This is a genomic window from Litoribrevibacter albus (assembly GCF_030159995.1).
Lineage (GTDB): Bacteria > Pseudomonadota > Gammaproteobacteria > Pseudomonadales > Litoribrevibacteraceae > Litoribrevibacter > Litoribrevibacter albus.
Genome location: NZ_BSNM01000016.1, coordinates 694,057 through 713,569 on the forward strand (window position 1 = coordinate 694,057; position 19,513 = coordinate 713,569).

Below are 19,513 nucleotides of genomic sequence, written 5' to 3' on the forward strand. Positions count from 1 at the left end.
TTGGTCGTGCATTAATCGCAAAACAACACCGCTGTCATTGGTTGCGGGTAGTGTTTATTTCGTTGTCCATAATTGTTAAACCAGATCTTTGATCCTGAGAGAACATCATGCCTGAACTGCCAGAAGTAGAAACGTCCCGAAGAGGAATTCGTCCCCACATATTGAATAAACAGGTGAGTTCGGTTGAGGTTAGGGTATCCAAACTTCGTTGGCCTGTGCCGGATTCTCTTGAGTATCAATTGATGGGGCGAGAATTACTTGCAGTCAATCGACGCGCTAAATACTTATTGTTGGAATTTGAGCATGGCACATTGATGATTCATCTCGGTATGTCAGGCAGCGTCCGGGTACTAAAAGAGTGGGCAGAGCCTGGAAAACATGATCATGTGGATATCTCTTTTAAAGACAAGGCTGGTCAGGTATGTGTATTGAGATATAACGACCCAAGGAAGTTTGGTGCAGTATTGTGGTTAGAGGATGTTGAGTCCTCTGAGCAAATCAAACATTTAGGCCCTGAACCGTTGTCTGCTGACTTTACTGGGTATTATTTACATCAACAGGCCAAGACTCGTTCCGTAGCGATTAAGCAATTGATTATGGATAACAAAGTGGTGGTGGGTGTCGGGAATATCTATGCCAACGAAGCATTATTTACGGCGGGCATTCGTCCAACACTACCTGCCAATAAGATTGGCTATGCTCGATATCAGCGTTTGGTGTCGTCAATCAAACAGGTATTAAGCCAAGCCATTGCTCAGGGTGGTACTACATTAAAAGATTTCGTCGGAGGCGATGGCAAACCGGGGTACTTCCAGCAAGAATTGCAGGTATATGGTCGCGCAGGTTTGGCGTGTTATGTCTGCGGAACTCAGCTGGAAGATATTCGAATGCAGGGGCGTTCTACGGTCTATTGCTCAAAATGCCAAAAAGGTCGCTAAAAAAACTGACAAAGGGCCTGAAACCTGCCTATTATTAGTGGATACTTTTATCAGATATAGGTGCTAGATCTATGTCTTCCAAGTACAGATTGAAGGAATAATAAAATTATGTACACAATATTGACCCGGATCGCAAAATTCTTCGCAATGTCTGTGCTGATTGTTCAGCTTATTCTTCCTACCCAAGGCATGGCCGATTCGCTTTCCAAGCAAAAACAATTAAATCAGCCAGGACCTGCAGAAATGGTATTAGACGGAATTGTTGTGCGACCCATTATGCTTGGACTTACGGTATTAGGAACAGCGGTGTTTATTGTGACCTCTCCGTTTTCTTTGCTTGGAGGAAATGTTGAGGACGCAGCGGATGAATTGGTGATTAAGCCAGCCAAGATGACTTTTATTCGATGCTTGGGCTGTTCTACTCCTGAGCGGAAATATGACGTGGTTGAACAAGAACCTGCCGAAAGTAACTAAAAGTAAAGTTTTTTGTGGAAAAGGCCTCGTAAGAGGCCTTTTTTATGTGTGACAATAGCCAGCGTTCGCACTTAAGGAGAAAAATAATGATAACTACACGAACGCTGGCCTGCTTATCAATCGTATCTTTACTGCCTTTTACCTCGTTAGTTCATGCTGAGATGGGGCCTTATGTAGGGATAGGTGCTGGATTTACTCAGTTTGATGATGATGGCTTTATCGATGATCTTGGCGCAGAAGATGGTTGGGATGATAGCGGTACGGCCTATCGGTTTATTGCAGGTTATAAGTTCTCTGATAATTTTTCTGCAGAGTGGAGTTATCAGGATTACAACTACAATGAATATGGTGTTGATGCTTTAAGCAATGTTGAAATGCAGGCTTGGCATCTTTCTGTATTGGCTGCGTATCCTATAGAAGAGAGTCCGTTAGGTAAGTTGGATATCTTCGGTAAATTGGGCTTTGGTGAGGCCGACTATAGATACAAAGGGGTATACACCAATGATACCGGGTCTAGTCAACAGACGTTTAGCGTAGGTGAAGAGCAAACCTCAGAGTCCTTTATTTTAGGGGCAGGAGCTCAGTTTTATCTCAATCCTGATTTTAGACTTCGAACTGAACTGGATATGACGACGTTTAACTTAGATACTTCGTTTGGTAATGGTTCAGTCACGTATGTAACTCGAGACTATAGTTTCCGAGCTATGACGGCCAGTGCGTCTATTGTCTACGCTTTCTAATTGCCTATCTTTGAGCTTCCGATGCGTCTAGGATCGGAAGCCGCAAATATCTTATTTTTAGTTTTGTCCCATAGTACCGCTTGCATATTGCCATATGTTCGGCCTACCGATTTCAGTGTGTAGCCATATTTCTCTAGTTGCAGTTTTTCGGCGTCGCTGAAGGTATCAGGTTCATGCTGGATGACATCGGGTAGATACTGATGATGGAATCTTGCTCTGGAGACCCAGCGTTCAACAGGTGCTTGGTTCAGATGCTCGAGCGCACCCAGAAAAACCATTGTTATGATGCGACTTCCGCCCGGTGTTCCGAGAATCGCAAGTGAGTGATCACTCTCAATGAATGTAGGCGTCATACTGGACAGAGGGCGTTTACCTGCGTGTACTTCGTTTGCCCTGGTTGCTATCAAGCCATAAGCATTGGGTACCCCGGGTTGGCTGGAGAAGTCATCCATCTCATTATTTAACAACAGGCCGGTATCTGGGTCGGTGTAAGCGGAACCAAAGGGCAGGTTAATGCTCAGCGTGGCAGAAACCCGATTTCCGTCCTTATCGAGAATGGAATAGTGGGTGGTGTCAGTACCTTGTTTGGGAGGTAACACAGCTTTCAGATCTGAGCTGGGTGTCGCTTTTTCGTATTGGATAGTACTTGCAAGGTTTTTGATGTAGTTAGGGCTTGTCAGTTTGCTTGGAATATCGGTGAACTGAGGATCACCCAGATACTCTGCTCTGTCCCGATACGCTCGACGCATCACTTCCACCAAGAGTTGTGTTTGTGCGGCTGATGGCTGATCGGGTAGTTGAAGGTGGGATAGCATGCCAAACATTTGAGCTAATGCGATTCCTCCAGCTGAGGGGGGTGGCGCGGTGATAAATTTATGGCCTTGATATTCGAACCGGATAGGTTGTCTTTCAATGATTTGGTAATTAGCCAAATCTTTGAGGCTCCAAATACCGCCATGCGGCTGCATGTTGGACACCAGATGTTGCGCGGTTACCCCTTTATAGAAACCGTCACGGCCTTGGTCTGCCAATCTTCTCAGGGCATTTGCCAGAGCGGTTTGAACAATTAGGTGATTTAGCTTGGGAATTTCCCCGTTGACTAAGAACACTGCGGAGGTCGTGGTATCCGATTGCATTGCTTTAAGTCGATAGCCTGCCAGTTTTCGATAAACCTCATCCACAGGAAATCCTTTCTCTGCAAAGTGGATTGCCTCGGAGAGCGTCTCTTTCAAAGGAAGCTTGCCGTAGTGTTTGGCAAGGTGGGCTAATGCGGCAGCTTGACCCGGAATTCCTGCAGCTAATGGACCATTGATGGATAAACTTTTTATGACGCGATTGGAGGCATCCTGATAGAGTTTAGGATGCGCTTTTTCCGGCGCAGTTTCACGACCATCAATAAAGGTGTGCTGATCTTTCTCGGCGTTATAGATTAACCAGAAGCCACCTCCGCCAAAGCCTGAACTGTAGGGCTCCACAACGGCTAAGACTGAGGCTACAGCAATGGCTGCATCAAAGGCGTTGCCACCTTTTTCCAGAATGTTAATGCCCGCCTGAGTGGCTAATGGGTGTGCTGATGCAACGGCGTGTTGCTTGGGATGGGTTGAGGCATTAGCCGTTACTGATAGCGAAACGGTTAAGAGAATAAAAAGAGTGCTGAGAAGATTAGCCCATTTTATTCGAGTAACGGCGATGATGTTTTTTAACCCTGACCTGTCAGTTTGTTGAATTTGTCCATCAACTGATCTTTGGTTTCGGGGTTGTCTGGATCGATGAGAATGCAGTCTACAGGACATACTTCAATACACTGAGGTTCGTCATAGTGACCCACGCATTCAGTACACATGGACGGATCTATTTCATAGACCACATCGCCAGGGTATATGGCTGCGTTAGGACATTCTGGTTCACAAACGTCACAGTTAATGCATTCGTCAGTAATTAGTAGTGACATACTGATGTCTCCTGCGACTTGGTTATATCAAAAGCATGGTTGAATAAAGATTATATAGCGTTCTTGCTAACATGCTCTTGTAAAACTTGTTCTACCTTCGGATGAACAAATTTTGAAATATCTCCACCAAGTGCGGCAATTTCTCTTACAAGTGTAGATGAAATGTAGGAATTTTTTTCATCTGGGGTTAGGAACATGCTTTCCACATTAGGTGCTAGCACTCGGTTCATGTTGGCAAGCTGGAACTCATATTCGAAGTCGGATACCGCTCTTAACCCACGTAATATTACATTGGCATTTACGTCAGTCACAAAATCGGCAAGCAGATTACGGAATCCCACGATTTCAACATTGTCCAAATGGGCGGTAATTTCCTGAGCCAATTGAACCCGAGTGTCGAGTGCGAGTGTTGGGCGTTTCTTGGGGCTTTCGGCCACCGCCACAATTATCTTATCGAATATGCGTGCTGCACGCTCAATCAAGTCTGCATGACCATTGGTAATTGGATCAAAGGTACCCGGATAAACGACAATATTCATAGTGATTCCGTATAAACACCGTAAATTTGAAGGGCATGTTACCTAAATTTACGAGACTTGGTAAGAGCTCAGGTTCAGTTTCATCGCCCAAGATCAATGGATTCAAGGATTTTTATCAATCTTGGGACAATAACAGAGAGAAATGAGTAAAAAAGACGCCGGCAGTTATCGAAATAACTGCCGGCAGGCACCTCGGGAACAGAGGTTAACGAATAAAAAACTTATAAATCATTTTGTGGATCATTTTGCCGTACGGAGCATACGCCAGTTTGCCACTGTTTAGACGAGGCTTGCTTAGTACGGACTTGGCATGAGAGAAGGTCAAGAAGCCTTCATGTCCGTGATAAGCGCCCATACCTGATGGCCCAATGCCGCCGAATGGAAGGTCATCCAGTGCAACGTGCATGATTGCGTCGTTCAAACACACACCGCCAGCGTGTGTTTTGGCCAACACATGTTCCTGTTCTTCAACGTTGTAACCGAAGTAGTAAAGCGCCAACGGGCGTGGACGATCGTTCACAAAATTGATGGCTTCATTCATGCTGTGGTATGTCATCACAGGCAGGATTGGGCCAAAAATCTCTTCCTGCATGATGGTCATGTCAGGTGTTGGGTTCAATACGATATGAAGCGGTAATTTTCTTGTGCCAGAGCTTAAGTCTTCATTAGCCGGATTGATTTCAATGACTTCTGCACCCTTGTTGCGAGCATCTTCAATCCAGGATTTCAGACGCTGATATTGGCGCTCATCAACTATCGCAGTGTAATCGTGGTTGTCTTTGATGGATGGGTAAAGACGGGCAAAAGTCTCTTTATAGTAATCAACAAATTCGTTTACTTTGTCAGAAGGACAAAGCACATAGTCTGGAGCAACACAGGTTTGACCTGCATTGAACGATTTACCAAAGCAGATACGGTCTACTGCGTCATGCATAGGTACATCAGGTGCAATAATCGCAGGAGACTTACCGCCTAACTCCAATGTTACCGGTGTTAGGTTTTCTGCCGCAGCGCGCATTACATGGCTACCTACCAGAGTAGAGCCAGTGAAAAGAATGTGATCGAACGGCTTTTTAGTGAATTCCTGAGCAACGTCCGCTTCGCCCGTGATGACGCTGACCAAGGTTTCGTCGAAAGTTTCAGAAATGATTTTGTCCAACAACGCGGAAGTTCTAGGCGTGTATTCAGACATCTTAACCATGGCGCGGTTACCGGCAGCTAACGCAAAGCACAAAGGACCAAGAGCCAAGAAGATAGGATAGTTCCAAGGAACCACAATCCCTACCACCCCTTTAGGCTGGTAAACAACTTTTGCTGAAGCTGGTTGGAACAGGATGTTTACGTGACGTTTCTCCGGTTTCATCCACTTCTTAAGGTTTTTCATGCAGTAGTTGATGCTGGAGACCACTGACATAATTTCAGCGATCAGTGTTTCGTCCTTAGAGCGGCTGCTGAAGTCTGCATTGATGGCATCGCAAATCTCAGTTTCATATTTCAATACCATAGCCTTTAGGCGCTTGAGGTTAGTCAGGCGTTCAGACAAGTTGGGCATCGGGTTTTCACGAAATGCTTGTTTTTGAGCACTTAGAATTTGATTCAAGTGCTGTATTTCGCGTTTTGATTCCGAAAGTGCAACAACGTTTGCAACCATGGTATTGCTCCTTTATTGGCCTATGAGCCCTATAAATTCGTGATAAAAGCGCTAAAACCTGCTCTATTTGTGTTTAGAGTAATTGCTCTAATTGAGAAATGCAACTCCTTTTGTCTAATTTATACTCAATAAATGTTAGATAGGGCATGGATGGGGTGAAATTGAAGGCAGAGCCTTTGACCCGATTCCAAAGATAAGTGAAGATAGAGTTCTGACTCTAAACTCATCTCTACGATGAACCTAAGTAAGCGAGATGCATGAACACAAAAGAACGAATTCTTGAAGCTGCGTTGGTGTTATTCAACGAACAAGGCGAGCGTAATGTAACAACCAATCATATCGCCGCTCACTTGGGGATCTCTCCTGGTAATCTTTATTATCACTTTAGAAACAAGTCGGAAATCGTCTATGAAATCTATCAGGAATACGAACAGCTGGTGGATCAAACACTGGAAGTGCCGGAAGATCATGATTTAACGATTCAGGATAAAGCGCATTATCTGGAAGCGGTGTTTGAAGGTATGTGGGTGTTTCGTTTTCTTCATCGTGATTTAGCGTATTTCATTGATAACGATGAGCGATTGAGAGAGCGATACACGGAATTCAGTCGTCGCTGTCTTGAAAAAGTGGGTGCCATTTACTATGGCTTACGACGTGCCGGGATTATCGACATCTCGGATGAGGAAATCAAAGCCTTGGCTATTAACAGCTGGTTGGTGGCAACTTCCTGGGCAACGTACCTTCGTACGGCCGATTATGATACGGGCTTAGAAGATCAGATTACCCGTGATCGTCTACGTCGAGGCATCTATCAAGTGTTTGCCTTGGAACGCCCTTATCTCAAAGAGCATGTTCGTGAAGAAGTGGAAGATGTTCAATTGAGTTTCTTGTCGAATTCCTGACCCCTCTGAGTAAGTATTTACGCCCTTTTCGATGGGCGTGAAACCTACTGTCTGGTAACTCCAGAATCTTGTCGTATCTATTGTGATTAAAGTCTCAAAATAGGGGTATACTCTATTCTTTCGGACTGCTTATAGGCACAATGTGTATGATAATTAATCAAGTTGTCATAAATAGTGCCAACAGGACTGTATGAAAACACTGAGAACTCAGTTGTTTTTACCCAGCCTCGTGCAGACACTTGCTTGATGAGGTTGTTTAAGCAGCCCCGAAAATAATAACAATAATTTATGAAAAGGTTCCGGTCATGTCCTGTTTACGTAATGCACTCGTTGGATTGCTGATCATGTTGTCGTGGTCCTCTCACGCGGCGATGATTTCAGATGTAGAAATTGCTGATGATGTTTCCCTTGGTGATGGTAATGCTGAGCTCCATTTAAATGGTGCGGCACTGAGGAAGAAATACCTGATCGTCCAGGTTTATGTTGGTGGTTTGTATTTGGAAAAAACCTCAAAAGACCCTGTTGAGATTATTCAAGCCGATGGCTATAAGCGTATGTTGTTTCATGTGTTACTGAAGCGCGTGAGTGCTCGTAAGGTAGCAAATGCATTAAACGAAGCATTGGTCATTAACATCAGTAAAGACGAACATGAGATGTTAAAGCCTCAAATCGATGAGTTCCTGTCGTTGTTCGATGATATTCGATTGCACAAAGGGGATGAGGTCACCATTGATTACCTGCCGGGAAAAGGCACGTTAGTTCATATTCCTGAAAAAGAAGACCGCTTGTTGGAAGGTAAAGCCTTTTATGATGCGTTGCTTAAAGTCTGGATTGGCCCACAGCCTGTCAGTAAAGACTTTAAACAACAAATGCTCGGTGTTTCCGAAGAAATGGACATGGACGAAGAGTCCTAAGTTGAGTGAAAATCACTCAAATATCGTACAAACATTTAGTAAATTCGAGAAACTTGTCTATAACTTAATATTGCTTGGGTAGTAACTCATTGCCTGCGGAGAAGCGAGGAAGTTTATGGCAAATTATAACGACAAAGATTTTTTCTCGAATGACAATCAACAACCATCACGGTCCAGTCATGTAGAGCTGAGAGCTCAACTGGAAAGCGATATTGAAAACTTTTTAAAGGCCGGTGGCGCAGTAACAGTGGTAGAACCAAATGTTATGGCTGATCCACCGAAGAAACCTGAAACAAAGTACGGAAGTCGCCCCATTTAGTCTCTCGTTACATCGCATTGGGCGTTGGAGCTGTAGCCCATGCGAGTTGTCCTACTTCTTATTTTTATTGTTCTTGCCGCATTAGGTGGATTAAGCCTTTGGTTCACGCAATCAACGCCTGAGCTCATGGTTTCGTTATCTCCGTCAAACTCTTCCAGTAATTCTTCTACGTTTAATACTGACGATTCGCTCTCAAATGATCGAGAGAAAGTGATTACCTATCAGGAAAATCAGGATGAAAGCACGCCTGGTTTACGTCATGAGCAAGAGATTCTGATGTCGCTGCCCCGTTCTCTTAGAGGAACGGATGTGAATGGTGGCTTTGAAGTCGACAGTAACGGTCATTTGGTTCTGTCCAAGTCGAACAAAGATTTCTTCGAATACTTTTTGTCGACACTGGGGGAAGAGAATCTTGAGCAGGTCATGGACCGCATGATCTCATTAATCGAATTGAAATTGCCTTCTCCGGCCAAAGAAGAAGCCATCCAGCTTCTACATAACTATGTGGATTTAAAACGGGCCTTAGTGAACCTTGAGCAGGAAGTAGGGGAAGGGCTGGCGCAATACGGAGATTCCCCGTTGGCGCAACATAAAGCGCGTCTGGATATGTTGAGCGGTTTGCGCAATCAGTATTTGGGCAATGAGGCTGCGACTGCCTTTTTCGGTGAAAGCGAGGACTTTGATCGTTACATGTTGGATAAGATGGCCGTCACATCGAATGCAACTTTATCGGATCAGGAACGTTCACAAGCCTTGGTTTCACTGATGGAAAACGCGCCAGAGAGTATTAAGCCACGTCTCGAAGACGAGTATAAGATGCAGAAGCTGAATCTGGATGTTGAGAACCTGAGAGCGTCAGGTGCCGGCAACGAAGCCATCTATCAGGCTCGTTCACAGGTTTTGGGGGAAGATGCTGCCCAACGACTGGCGCAAGTGGATCAAGCCCAGGCTGAATGGACTAACAAGTATCAAGACTATCAGACGCAAAAGGCACAAATTGACAGCGAGGGCTTGAGTGAAGAAGCCTACCAGACTCAGGTAGAAGCGCTTCAAACCCGACTGTTCGAAGAGAATGAAATACGTCGGGTTCAGGCGTTGGATCGTATTAAAGGCAGCTGATTGGCTGCTAACCTAACCCGAGCTGAAATGTCTTCACCAGCTCGGGAATCTCAGACAAGGTAGTAGCCACTAAATCCGGTTGGCAGTCGTCGCGTTGCCACGCTTCATTATGCTGGTTAAACCATAGGGTATGAATGTTTAACCGAGCAGCGCCTAAGACATCATGTTCCTGATGGTCTCCGATGTGCAGGACTTGTTGAGGGGAAAGCTTTGTTCGAGCAAGCGCGGCTTCAAAGATAAATGGTTCGGGTTTGGCGGCATCAAAGTGCTCGGCATTCAACCCGAATTCAAACATTTCCAAGCCCAGTTTATTGAGGTCGGCGTTGCCATTAGTCAATGCTGCCAGTCGATAATGGCCGGCCAGCTCGTTTAAGGTTGGTAAGGCATCGGCGTAGAGCGCGACATTTTGTCGCTCTTCCAGGAAACATTGAAACGCCAACTGACTCCCTTGCTGAGCCTGGTTGATGTCATAGCCGACCCGTTCCAGCGCCTTTTCTAGACAGAAACGTCGGATTTCACTGACCCGGTGCGCCAACGCCGGAATCTCATCCGCAAGTTCAAACTTCAATTTTCGTAAGCTGAGCTTGGTAAACTGATCTTCAATCTTTGGATAGTGGTTGCAGAGAAAATCCCAACAGGCTTGTTCTGCAGAAAGAATCACAGGGTCAGAGTCCCATAGCGTGTTATCGAGATCAAAGGTAATAAGTTGGATCACTGAAGCATCTTCCCTATGGCAATTTATTTCTTGGAGCGTCTGGCTCTCGGGTGTGCGGTATCGTAGACCTGTGCCAGATGCTGAAAATCGAGATGGGTATAGATTTGAGTTGTGGATATGTCTTCGTGCCCAAGTAGTTCCTGGACGGCCCGGAGGTCGCTGCTGGATTCCAGCATGTGGCTGGCGAAGGAATGCCTGAGCTTGTGAGGGTGTAAATTCCCGGTAATGCCTTGTTTCATGGCCCAATGTTTTAAACGGAGCTGAACACTGCGTTGTTTCAGGCGTTGGCCTTGTTGTGTCGTGAATAAGGCGTGTTCGGCGTCCAGAGGGCGATGAAGCATCCACTCTTCAATGGCCTTTAAGGCATGTCGGCCAATGGGTAGGGCTCGGGTTTTGTTGCCTTTACCGGTAACGACCAGCTGACCGCTTTTTAAATCTAGGTTCTGGATATTCAGGCTAACCAGCTCCGATAAACGCAAACCTGAGGAATAAAACAACTCCATAATGGCTTTGTCACGAAAGTCGATCCAATCCTCTGGTGTGAAATCCAACAGGGCGTTGATCTGATCGGCATCGAAGGTACCCGGTAGTTTGCGGTCTGCTTTGGGGGCGCTTACCGCTTGAGCCGGATTGGTTTTGCACAGTCCTTCTTTGTTGAGATAAGAAAACAGACTTCGGCATGCTGACAGATTTCTCTGGATGCTTTTACCGGATAGGTTTTGGCGTTTCAGAAAGGCACTGAAGAAACGGATGTGGCCGGCATCGACTTGCTCCCAGCTACTCAGTCGCTGGTGGGTAAGAAAGTCGATAAAACGAGTCAGATCGCGTTGATAGTTGCTGATGGTGTGCTCGGAGACTTGGCGAACGTTCGTCAGGTAGCGTATGAACTCAAGCAATGCAGACTCAAATACGCTGTTCCGAGTCATCGGTTATTCATCCAGTGCGTGTTGAACAAAGCGGGGTAATACCTGCGCCAGGACATCACTGATGTAATTCAGGAACATGGTGCCCATGCCGGCACTGAATCGATCGTCCTGCTCGCTGCCGATAGCAAAGATTCCTAAATCGTGACCACGTCGAACCGGTGTCACGGCCGCTGATTTAATTTTTTCGGCACCTTGAGGGAATAAGAATCGGGTCAGTTCCTCATCCAATACACCACAATAAGGCTGGCCGGAAGCAACCCAGCGGGCCAGCGTTTCAGGCAGCTCGGATTGCAGTACGATGCGCATGTAACTGTTACTGCTGTGCTCTCTTGGCTGATCATCACTGATGCCAAATGCAAATAAAGAACAGGCATTCAGTTCAAAGTCGTAAAGGATGCTGTTTTCCAGTGACAGAAAGAGATCATCCAAAGATTGAACGTCTAATAGATCGAGAACCAAACGGCGGGTTTTTTCAAACAGGCGATCATTTTCACGTGCAATTGTTAGCATGTCCCGCATGTGTTGATCGAGTTGGGTGTGTCGCTCCCGATAGAGATTCAATTGACGCTCAACCAAAGAAACCGCTGCTCCAGTGGCATGAGGAATGCGCATCTTGGAAAGAAGCTTGTCACGACCCACAAAGAAGTTTCTATGCTTATTGAGATATTCTTCAACTTGTAGATCGGTAATTTCTTGTGCTTGTTCAGTCATGATTACTGCTCTGCCGTTTTTGTTCTGTTTTTATTATCTGCCACTTAGAGTTAAATCTGATTCGAGTCGAATCTGATTAGAGGTAAATCTGACCTTCAAAGACGCGTGTGGCTGGCCCTGTCATTTTTACAGAATAGCCTTCGCCTGACCACTCAATGAACAAACTACCGCCGGGTAGATTGACCGTGACGCCTGGATCGAGCAAGCCTCTGAGTTGTCCTGAGACCACCGCAGCACAGGCACCGGTCCCGCAGGCCAGTGTTTCTCCGGCTCCACGCTCGAATACACGCAGGTTAATTTCAGTACGGCTGACAACTTCCATAAAGCCTACATTGACCCGTTGAGGAAAACGAGGATGGCTTTCAATCTTAGGTCCAAGTAATTCAACCGGCGCCGTTTCAACGGAGTCGACGATCAGTACGCCGTGGGGATTGCCCATGCTAACTGCGCCAATGGATAGTGTTTGGTCATCAACCTCAATGCTGTACTCAGCCGAATAGTCATCCGCAACAAACGGGATGTCTTTGGGTTCGAGTACCGGCTCGCCCATATCAACAGTGACATCTCTGTTGGTTTGAAGATGCAGGGTGATTTTACCGCTGGAGGTACTTACTTTAATTTCATTCTTGGAAGTTAATCGCTTGTCTTTGACAAAGCGGGCAAAACAGCGCGCACCGTTTCCGCACTGTTCTACTTCACTGCCATCGGCATTGAAAATGCGATAGGTAAAGTCCACGTCTGGCGAAGAGGGGGGCTCAACGATCAACATTTGATCGAAACCCACGCCAAAGTTACGGTCTGCTAATTTGCGAACCGTCGCTTCGTCCATTTTGAAGTGTTGGGTGACCAGGTCCAAGACCATAAAGTCATTGCCCAAACCATGCATTTTTGTGAACTTTAATCGCATTGATGTCTTTCCAAAATTACTCAGAGTGTGCCTTATTCGTTGATCAGTTGCTCGCCGGTTAACTGATGCTCAATGGTTTCACGTTGACGAATCAAGTGGACTTTATCGCCATCTACCATGATTTCCGCTGCACGATTACGACTATTGTAGTTTGAACTCATAGTGAAACCATAGGCGCCCGCTGATTTTACAGCCAGTAGATCACCCGGTTGAAGATCCAACTCTCGATCTTTTCCAAGGAAATCTCCGGTTTCACAAACAGGACCAACCAAATCCCACAGTTTTTTATCTTGTTCCGCGTCCGGGCGAATGGACACTGGTACGATGGCTTGCCAAGCTCCGTAAAGCGACGGGCGTAGCAAATCGTTCATTGCACCATCGATGATGGCGAAGTTTTTATGTTCTGTCGGCTTAAGAAACTCTACCTGAGTGGTCATGATGCCTGCATTTGCTGCAATGGAACGACCCGGCTCAAAAATCAGCTTCAGATTGCGACCTTCAACACGCTGTTTGATGGCGTCGATAAAATCCGCTACCGCTGGTGGTTGTTCATCATCGTATACCACACCCAAACCGCCACCTAAGTCGAGGTGTTTAATGATGATGCCTTGTTCAGCAAGTGCATCAATCAACATCAACAAACGATCCATCGCATCGATGAATGGCTGAATTTCAGTAAGCTGAGAACCGATGTGGCAGTCCATGCCAACCACGTTTAAATGCTCCATCGCGTGCGCACGTTGATAACAGGCAATGGCATGATCAACACTGATACCAAACTTGTTCTCTTTCAAACCGGTTGAAATATAAGGGTGGGTTTTGGCATCGACGTCAGGGTTTACTCGCAGAGAAATGTCGGCGGTTTTACCCTGCTCACCGGCGACTTTATTGATGCGATCCAGTTCGGCATCGGATTCCGCATTGAAGCAGTAAATACCCAACTCCAAAGCGCGCTTGATTTCGGCTTCGGTTTTGGCAACGCCTGAAAAAACCACTTTAGAGGCATCGCCTCCGGCCGCAACCACACGCTCTAATTCACCGACAGAGACAATGTCAAAACCTGCGCCTAACTTGCTAAGAATGTTGAGGACCGCAATGTTTGAGTTTGCTTTGACGGCATAGCATACAAGATGGGGAACATCGGTCAGTGCGTTCTCATAAGCCATGAAATGGTTTTCGAACGCGGCTCGCGAGTAGATATAGCAAGGGCTACCGTATTGAGCGTGGATGTCTTTTACAGCAACGTCTTCTGCAAAAAGTTGATTGGCGCGGTATTCAAATGCTTGAGTCATTGTAAATCTTTCTAAGTCCTGTTGTTCGACGGGGTAGCAACGTGTTGATTAGTTCTTAGGTTGCTTGTCTTTCTTATCGGGAGTATTTTGGTTTTGTTCTGTTGAGGACAACGTCGGTTGTGCCTTCTCTTCGGGCAGATACAAAGCACCTTTCTGACCACATCCTGATGATGCCATCAAAGACAAAATGATCAGTACGCGGAATGCCGATTGTGTGATGCGTCTAAGTAAACAAGCGATTGTCATGGCTTGGATCGTCCGAAAATAAAATGAGGACGATTATATCAGTAATTCGTTATAAATGATTCAGGGATTTTGAATGTGGCTTACCGGAAAAACAGGTAAGATCAGCGGGTATAGCGATCAGACGGTTTCACTTCCCAGCGATGTTTTTGATAGATCTTAGACACCCAGTGATAGAAAGGACGATCCTTCAAGCGTTCCCGGATTTCTGCAAGATCACTCGGCAGCGTTAAATCTTCCGTGTAGTACGGGTGTTCAATCGGCTGGCAAATTGGGCTCAGTAAGGCGGCGGCTGTGAGGTCGGCCCGAGTAAAGTGGTCTCCCACCAGGTAGTCGCGGTTTTCCAGACGTTCATCCAAGTGAAGCAATAGGGTGTTGATGATCAATCGGGAGCGTTCGGCTTCCAAGGCATTCAGCTTCATGTCCTTCACCATACGCTTCTTAATGGCGGGTAACAGCAAGGTATAGAAATTGTTTCGATACCAAGGGCCGTAGAGGGTAATCAAGCGTCGAAGCTGTCGTGGATCTTGCAGCATGTGGGTATAGAAAAATCGACGTAAGTGCAGCCCGGCGTCTTTATCCAGTCGACGTTCCAGTTCCAGAACTTCTTTTTTTAACGCTGGATCTTCGGGGGTTAACAAGCGGGTTTGGTAGCTTTCATCAAGAAAAGTAATGATATTTCCTGAACCCTGAACGTACGTCATGCCATGTCTGAGGATGGGAAGCTGAGTGCTGTCACTGACTTTTCGGGCAGTACGCTCGTGAGAGCCGGGTAGCAGATTCTCGGTTTTATAGATTAGCCCTTTATGATCAATGGCCCAGCGGGCTTTTTCACAAAATTGGGAAATGGTGAATTGATAGAGGGTGATCATAAGTGCAGCTAAGCGTTATTAGAATCATGGCTAGGATTGGCTGGATTATAGCCTTGACGGGGGAAGAAACTAAGCAAAATTTTGAGTTTGGTTAAAGGCAGTCGTTCTGCCTTTAACCAATAAAGGAAGGGAATCAGCGATTAGTAACGCATCAACACCGAGCCCCAGGTGAAGCCTGAACCAAACGCAGCACAGCAAACCAGATCGCCACGCTTAATTTTTCCAGCTTCAAGCGCTTCACTGAAACACAGCGGAATGGTCGCAGCAGTGGTGTTTCCGTATTTCTGAATGTTGTTGTGGACGCGTGTTTCATCCAACTTAAGCTTCTTCGCAACGAATTCGTTAATACGAAGGTTCGCTTGGTGAGGAATCAGCATATTCAGATCGTCGATGCTGTAACCGTTGGTTTCAAGAGATTCCAGAATCACTTGTGGTAAACGAGTTACCGCTTGCTTGAATACTTTCTGACCTTGCATAGTCGGGAAATGGCGACCAGCATCGATGTCTTCGTGACTGATTCTTGGGTGATACTTACTGCCAGGCATTTCTAACCAAAGTGCTTCAGCATCTGTACCATCGGCGTACAAGTGTGAAGACAGAATGCCCATTTCAGGATCATCGCTCACGCCAACAATAGCAACACCAGCACCGTCGCCGAATAATGATGCAACGTCACGACCGCGAGTGGATATATCCAGACCGGTAGAGTGGATTTCAGACCCTACTACCATGATCTTCTTGTACATGCCGGTTTTGATGAAGTTATCGGCCACGGACAGACCATAGATGAAGCCGGTACATTGCTGGCGGATATCCAGTGCCGGAAGCGGTTTCAGACCCAGTTCGCGTTGTAGGAAGACGCCTGTGCCCGGGAAATCAACATCCGGTGACAAGGTCGCATAAATGATCATGTCGATCTCTTCCGCGTCGACCTGAGCTTCAACTAATGCTTTCTTGGCGGCTTTAGCGGCCATACCTGCGCCAGACTCGCCTTCGTCGACCCAATGACGTTGCTCAATACCGGTACGCTCTACAATCCAATCGTGACTGGTGTCCATCCACTGGGTTAGGTCTTGATTGGTTACTACGCGAGGTGGAACATAGGTGCCCCAACCTAGAACTCTGCTTCGAATAGTCATGATATTCCTTTCACTCTACGCTGATGGAGATAATAAAAAATAAATGGCTGCCAGAACGGCAAAATTTCTTTATTGGACTAAGAATAGTCAGATATTTTGCATTAAAGTGGCTTTTGTTTCGATAACTTTTGTTAATCAAAGGTTCATTTGGCGATAAACCTGATGTGAACTCAGGCTTTGGCGGGCTAGAGTTCCACTGACTGCAAGGCATGATTCAGACGTTTTTCCAGCCGACTTTTCTGACGAAGGTAGTGGATGGTCTGAAGGCTGCCCGGAGGGAAGGGTGTGCTGTCTGATTTCGCCAGTTCCAGATCGGTGAGATAGCATGGGTAACGTTCTTTACTTTTCCGAAGCGACAGTATGTACTTGGCCACTTCGATATAGAGTTGATCCCCATACTCGATTTCGGAAAACTCTTCCTGATTACAATAAATGGTAAATTTCAAACGCGCTTCGGTTGATCCATCGCCAATGGCCTGAACGTTGAAGAAATCATCCAGCCCCTGGCTGGGGTCAATGTCTACCGGTCTCAATTGGAAACTGTGCGTTTGCGTCCGAATGATCTCCCAGAAATGGATATTTCGGCTCAATAGCTGACTTTCGTTCAGTGTGAGTTGGGTTTGTTGCCGGAATAACACGGAACGCAGGAAGCGCATCAGTGGATTCAATAACGCCTGGGTTGAATTGAACGGCGTGGTGTAAAACAGCAGGGAACCATTTTCGTCCACTATGTATATTTTGGCCCGGGCAATGGCAGGTTCCAGTTCATAGAAGACCTGAATATGATCGCGCTGAATGACGCGTGAGATGGCATCCAACGGCGTCGACTTCAAGGTGTTGCTGTCGAGCGCAATAGGGCTGAACTTGGATTGAGGTGCGCCAAGGGCACTGAACAAATCGGAAATGTTCGGGTACGCTTGAATATCCCCTTCATTCTCTTCGGCCTGGAGGACTAAAAACTCTTTACCGCACTCAACGATTAATCGGGTATTTTCGGACTGATTAGCATGACCGTAGATCAGCGCCATTTGCTCTGTGAGGTATTTGAGTTTGGCCCGAATCAACGCGTTGAACTGAGATCCCAAACAGCGTACCGAAATGTGCGGACGCTTTTCTTTCTGTTTAGGAATGCAGTTGATCAGTAAGTACAAGCATTGTTTGACCGCAGATTCGCCACTGAAATGTTTGGTGATGACTTCATTCCAGGAATTGATCATGACCAAATCCAAGGATTGAACCAGATTCGCTTTCTCCTTGCCGTAACTCAGCGGGTTTGCATTGTCTGCCAGCGATAAGTTGCTGGGCGGATTTTTACCTGCGTTAGCGACAATAATAATCTGTTTATAGTAGGCTGGTTGTGAGAAAACTTCTTGCTTCAGTTTCTCTTGTGGGAATGGAATCTGATCGAGAATGATATCAACCAATTGATGAAGGTCGGTCTGACTGACCACCAAGGTATTCGTATCCAGATAGGTGTAGCTGTTCTTAGTCAGAATGCCGTTGACCCGACACCAGGTGAGCGCCTTGATCAGCGTTTTTGCCTTGTAGATGGGCGGCTCCATGAGACTGACTTTTCGGCCTGAGTGCACTTCCCATACATGTTGAAGACTGTCTTTGTGCTTTTGATAACTGAAGGTCAGGTCTTGGTGTTCCAGTGATTTGGTAATACCCGGGTTAATGAATTCAATTTTTCCCGGTTTTCGTTCAAAGGCGGCATAGAGCTTTCGGCCAAGAATGCTGATGTCCCGGGCACTCATGGTCGACGCTGTGCCATAGTGTCGGGCGAAATTGGTAAGAGACGAATAGCTTTTGATGAGTTCTGCAACAATGGCTTTGCGTTCGGCGGCGACCTGAGCAACATCCCAATGGTCAACGTTATCCAGCTGTTCAAGCTTCTCTTGCGACCAACCCCACTCATCCAATAACTGAACCAGAAGGTTCTCGCGCCAGGTCAGATGGGGCTGTTCTTCAAATTTGCTGGCCTTAATACCAACTTTGAAATAAAAGCAGCGGCGTACAATTTCTAAACGCGGTAAGTCAGGCTTACGCTTTAGAAAGTGCTCGATGGTCCGATAGGCCAGAATGTACGGATCGAAATCGTTGAGATCAAACTTGTTGCTGTGCAACGCTTCCTTAAAGCGCTGACTCAACGGAATCGTATTGGGGTATTCCGATGCATAAACGTCGGCAATCATGAGTTTGATGGCGGACTTATGAGGTGAGTCGATGGCTTTATAGAGTTGCCACATACCGGCACCCAGAAATTCACTGATCGGGAATTCATTGACGGGGCCGAAATCTAAATACTCGTCCGGCTCTACCAGACGACGGTCAAAAATATCGTCCACGTAGGAGTCGTAAATATGGTGTTGTGTCAGTGGCACTAACCACCAGGCGGGCTTTCTGCCGGCAACAAGAATGGCTGTTCGGTAAAATTCGTCCAGCAACAGATAGTGTTGCGTGCTGCCGCAGCTTTCCTCTGTGAGTTCTCCCTGCATCCCGGAGCGGAATTTGTCCGGGTCCATCAAAAAGAAATAGGCTTCAACACCAAGTTTTTGGGCCCATTCGGTAATCTTTTCACATTTCCGGCTGAGCAATTCGGACTCTTCCAACGTCATTTCCGGGTGGGTACAGATCCAGACATCAAAATCACTGCGGCGAGAGTGAGCAATTGATCCGGTACTGCCCATCAAGTAAATGCCTTGAATAGCCCTGTGGCCTCGATTCTGATGTTGGCGCTTTAGCGATGCGGTGACGTTTCGAGGCAGTGACAGCGATTCTCGGCCGGGGCGATAGCGACTGATGCCACAAGGGGTGTCTTTATGGCAATAGCCCGGTAAAGAGGGGTTGTTGAAGTGGAACAATAACGGCAGTAAATCGATGAAGCCCTGTTGGCGAATAGTCAACGAATCCCGAGTACGCTGTAAGCGTAACTCATTGACTTGTAGGAACTTATCCTCAATGTCCTGTATTGCTTGAATATCGGGAAGTTCCACAAGCTGTTCCTGCACAAGTGCTCCAAGAAAGTAAACGCAGTTTAGTTAGAATGAGTATAGCTGCACATCCCATCAGTGTGGGGATTCCTACAGTGTTTTAGGTATATAAATTACTTTTATTTGGTTTGATTCTTACAGATAGATCGACAGATTGTAAGATTTTCT

20 protein-coding genes are annotated in these 19,513 nt (G+C 46.3%); 7 read left to right on the plus strand and 13 right to left on the minus strand.

Annotated features, from left to right (window positions below):
- Positions 1–107 precede the first annotated feature (107 nt).
- The 3 genes from mutM to QQL66_RS17780 all read left to right on the plus strand — a co-directional run bounded on the left by mutM (position 108) and on the right by QQL66_RS17780 (position 2,152).
- Positions 108–938 carry a bifunctional DNA-formamidopyrimidine glycosylase/DNA-(apurinic or apyrimidinic site) lyase gene (gene mutM, locus QQL66_RS17770; protein WP_284383246.1) on the plus strand — a complete coding sequence of 277 codons (831 nt, stop codon included), beginning with the start codon at positions 108–110 and terminating at the stop codon, positions 936–938.
- A gap of 108 nt (positions 939–1,046) precedes the next feature.
- Positions 1,047–1,412, plus strand: a complete 366-nt coding sequence (locus tag QQL66_RS17775; protein WP_284383248.1) for a hypothetical protein — start codon at positions 1,047–1,049, stop codon at positions 1,410–1,412.
- 86 nt (positions 1,413–1,498) lie between these two features.
- On the plus strand, positions 1,499–2,152 hold the full coding sequence (locus tag QQL66_RS17780; protein ID WP_284383249.1) for an outer membrane beta-barrel protein: 654 nt from the start codon (positions 1,499–1,501) through the stop codon (positions 2,150–2,152).
- Here the strand turns inward: QQL66_RS17780 and ggt are convergent.
- From ggt to QQL66_RS17800, 4 genes are all read right to left on the minus strand, one after another.
- Entirely contained in the window at positions 2,149–3,945 is a 1,797-nt protein-coding gene (ggt, locus tag QQL66_RS17785) for a gamma-glutamyltransferase (protein ID WP_284383250.1), read from the minus strand. The genes QQL66_RS17780 and ggt overlap by 4 nt on opposite strands.
- A complete protein-coding gene (locus tag QQL66_RS17790; RefSeq protein WP_284383251.1) occupies positions 3,852–4,103 on the minus strand; it encodes a YfhL family 4Fe-4S dicluster ferredoxin in 252 nt (83 codons plus the stop codon). Before QQL66_RS17790 ends, ggt begins: the two co-directional genes overlap by 94 nt.
- A gap of 50 nt (positions 4,104–4,153) precedes the next feature.
- Positions 4,154–4,642: a pantetheine-phosphate adenylyltransferase gene (gene coaD / locus QQL66_RS17795; RefSeq protein ID WP_284383252.1), complete on the minus strand. Its 489-nt coding sequence runs from the start codon at positions 4,640–4,642 to the stop codon at positions 4,154–4,156.
- Between the two features lie 205 nt (positions 4,643–4,847).
- A complete protein-coding gene (locus tag QQL66_RS17800) occupies positions 4,848–6,293 on the minus strand; it encodes a coniferyl aldehyde dehydrogenase (RefSeq protein WP_284383253.1) in 1,446 nt (481 codons plus the stop codon).
- A gap of 257 nt (positions 6,294–6,550) precedes the next feature.
- Between QQL66_RS17800 and QQL66_RS17805 the strand changes: the two genes are divergently transcribed.
- The 4 genes from QQL66_RS17805 (at position 6,551) to QQL66_RS17820 (ending at position 9,547) form a co-directional block, all read left to right on the plus strand.
- Complete coding sequence (locus tag QQL66_RS17805; protein WP_284383254.1) at positions 6,551–7,195, plus strand: TetR/AcrR family transcriptional regulator; 645 nt, start codon at positions 6,551–6,553, stop codon at positions 7,193–7,195.
- A 305-nt stretch (positions 7,196–7,500) separates the two neighbouring features.
- Positions 7,501–8,109 carry a chalcone isomerase family protein gene (locus QQL66_RS17810; RefSeq protein WP_284383256.1) on the plus strand — a complete coding sequence of 203 codons (609 nt, stop codon included), beginning with the start codon at positions 7,501–7,503 and terminating at the stop codon, positions 8,107–8,109.
- 115 nt (positions 8,110–8,224) lie between these two features.
- On the plus strand, positions 8,225–8,428 hold the full coding sequence (locus QQL66_RS17815) for a hypothetical protein (protein ID WP_284383258.1): 204 nt from the start codon (positions 8,225–8,227) through the stop codon (positions 8,426–8,428).
- 39 nt (positions 8,429–8,467) lie between these two features.
- Positions 8,468–9,547, plus strand: a complete 1,080-nt coding sequence (locus QQL66_RS17820; protein WP_284383260.1) for a lipase secretion chaperone — start codon at positions 8,468–8,470, stop codon at positions 9,545–9,547.
- 7 nt (positions 9,548–9,554) lie between these two features.
- On the opposite strand, the gene QQL66_RS17825 is transcribed toward QQL66_RS17820, so the two are convergent.
- From QQL66_RS17825 to QQL66_RS17865, 9 genes are all read right to left on the minus strand, one after another.
- Entirely contained in the window at positions 9,555–10,262 is a 708-nt protein-coding gene (locus QQL66_RS17825) for an HAD family hydrolase (protein WP_284383262.1), read from the minus strand.
- Positions 10,263–10,285: 23 nt separating this feature from the next.
- Entirely contained in the window at positions 10,286–11,188 is a 903-nt protein-coding gene (gene xerC, locus QQL66_RS17830) for a tyrosine recombinase XerC (RefSeq protein ID WP_284383263.1), read from the minus strand.
- 3 nt (positions 11,189–11,191) lie between these two features.
- Complete coding sequence (locus tag QQL66_RS17835; protein ID WP_284383265.1) at positions 11,192–11,899, minus strand: DUF484 family protein; 708 nt, start codon at positions 11,897–11,899, stop codon at positions 11,192–11,194.
- Between the two features lie 76 nt (positions 11,900–11,975).
- Positions 11,976–12,806 carry a diaminopimelate epimerase gene (gene dapF, locus QQL66_RS17840; protein WP_284383268.1) on the minus strand — a complete coding sequence of 277 codons (831 nt, stop codon included), beginning with the start codon at positions 12,804–12,806 and terminating at the stop codon, positions 11,976–11,978.
- A gap of 32 nt (positions 12,807–12,838) precedes the next feature.
- The gene (gene lysA, locus QQL66_RS17845; RefSeq protein WP_284383270.1) at positions 12,839–14,098 is read right to left on the minus strand and encodes a diaminopimelate decarboxylase; all 1,260 of its coding nucleotides are present in this window, start codon (positions 14,096–14,098) and stop codon (positions 12,839–12,841) included.
- A gap of 48 nt (positions 14,099–14,146) precedes the next feature.
- Positions 14,147–14,344, minus strand: a complete 198-nt coding sequence (lptM, locus tag QQL66_RS17850) for an LPS translocon maturation chaperone LptM (RefSeq protein ID WP_284383271.1) — start codon at positions 14,342–14,344, stop codon at positions 14,147–14,149.
- A 101-nt stretch (positions 14,345–14,445) separates the two neighbouring features.
- On the minus strand, positions 14,446–15,213 hold the full coding sequence (locus QQL66_RS17855) for a glutathione S-transferase family protein (RefSeq protein WP_284383272.1): 768 nt from the start codon (positions 15,211–15,213) through the stop codon (positions 14,446–14,448).
- Positions 15,214–15,353: 140 nt separating this feature from the next.
- Positions 15,354–16,352 carry a 3-oxoacyl-ACP synthase III family protein gene (locus QQL66_RS17860; protein WP_284383284.1) on the minus strand — a complete coding sequence of 333 codons (999 nt, stop codon included), beginning with the start codon at positions 16,350–16,352 and terminating at the stop codon, positions 15,354–15,356.
- Positions 16,353–16,537: 185 nt separating this feature from the next.
- Positions 16,538–19,363, minus strand: a complete 2,826-nt coding sequence (locus tag QQL66_RS17865) for a class I adenylate cyclase (protein ID WP_284383286.1) — start codon at positions 19,361–19,363, stop codon at positions 16,538–16,540.
- Between the last annotated feature and the right edge of the window lie 150 nt (positions 19,364–19,513).

What these genes read in the sequence shown, in the direction of transcription:
- mutM (WP_284383246.1), top strand. Translation starts at nt 108, where the DNA reads ATGCCTGAACTGCCAGAAGTAGAAACGTCCCGAAGAGGAATTCGTCCC.
- QQL66_RS17775 (WP_284383248.1), top strand. Translation starts at nt 1,047, where the DNA reads ATGTACACAATATTGACCCGGATCGCAAAATTCTTCGCAATGTCTGTG.
- QQL66_RS17780 (WP_284383249.1), top strand. Translation starts at nt 1,499, where the DNA reads ATGATAACTACACGAACGCTGGCCTGCTTATCAATCGTATCTTTACTG.
- ggt (WP_284383250.1), bottom strand. Translation starts at nt 3,945, where the DNA reads ATGTCCTGTAGACTGCATTCTCATCGATCCAGACAACCCCGAAACCAA.
- QQL66_RS17790 (WP_284383251.1), bottom strand. Translation starts at nt 4,103, where the DNA reads ATGTCACTACTAATTACTGACGAATGCATTAACTGTGACGTTTGTGAA.
- coaD (WP_284383252.1), bottom strand. Translation starts at nt 4,642, where the DNA reads ATGAATATTGTCGTTTATCCGGGTACCTTTGATCCAATTACCAATGGT.
- QQL66_RS17800 (WP_284383253.1), bottom strand. Translation starts at nt 6,293, where the DNA reads ATGGTTGCAAACGTTGTTGCACTTTCGGAATCAAAACGCGAAATACAG.
- QQL66_RS17805 (WP_284383254.1), top strand. Translation starts at nt 6,551, where the DNA reads ATGAACACAAAAGAACGAATTCTTGAAGCTGCGTTGGTGTTATTCAAC.
- QQL66_RS17810 (WP_284383256.1), top strand. Translation starts at nt 7,501, where the DNA reads ATGTCCTGTTTACGTAATGCACTCGTTGGATTGCTGATCATGTTGTCG.
- QQL66_RS17815 (WP_284383258.1), top strand. Translation starts at nt 8,225, where the DNA reads ATGGCAAATTATAACGACAAAGATTTTTTCTCGAATGACAATCAACAA.
- QQL66_RS17820 (WP_284383260.1), top strand. Translation starts at nt 8,468, where the DNA reads ATGCGAGTTGTCCTACTTCTTATTTTTATTGTTCTTGCCGCATTAGGT.
- xerC (WP_284383263.1), bottom strand. Translation starts at nt 11,188, where the DNA reads ATGACTCGGAACAGCGTATTTGAGTCTGCATTGCTTGAGTTCATACGC.
- QQL66_RS17835 (WP_284383265.1), bottom strand. Translation starts at nt 11,899, where the DNA reads ATGACTGAACAAGCACAAGAAATTACCGATCTACAAGTTGAAGAATAT.
- dapF (WP_284383268.1), bottom strand. Translation starts at nt 12,806, where the DNA reads ATGCGATTAAAGTTCACAAAAATGCATGGTTTGGGCAATGACTTTATG.
- lysA (WP_284383270.1), bottom strand. Translation starts at nt 14,098, where the DNA reads ATGACTCAAGCATTTGAATACCGCGCCAATCAACTTTTTGCAGAAGAC.
- lptM (WP_284383271.1), bottom strand. Translation starts at nt 14,344, where the DNA reads ATGACAATCGCTTGTTTACTTAGACGCATCACACAATCGGCATTCCGC.
- QQL66_RS17855 (WP_284383272.1), bottom strand. Translation starts at nt 15,213, where the DNA reads ATGATCACCCTCTATCAATTCACCATTTCCCAATTTTGTGAAAAAGCC.
- QQL66_RS17860 (WP_284383284.1), bottom strand. Translation starts at nt 16,352, where the DNA reads ATGACTATTCGAAGCAGAGTTCTAGGTTGGGGCACCTATGTTCCACCT.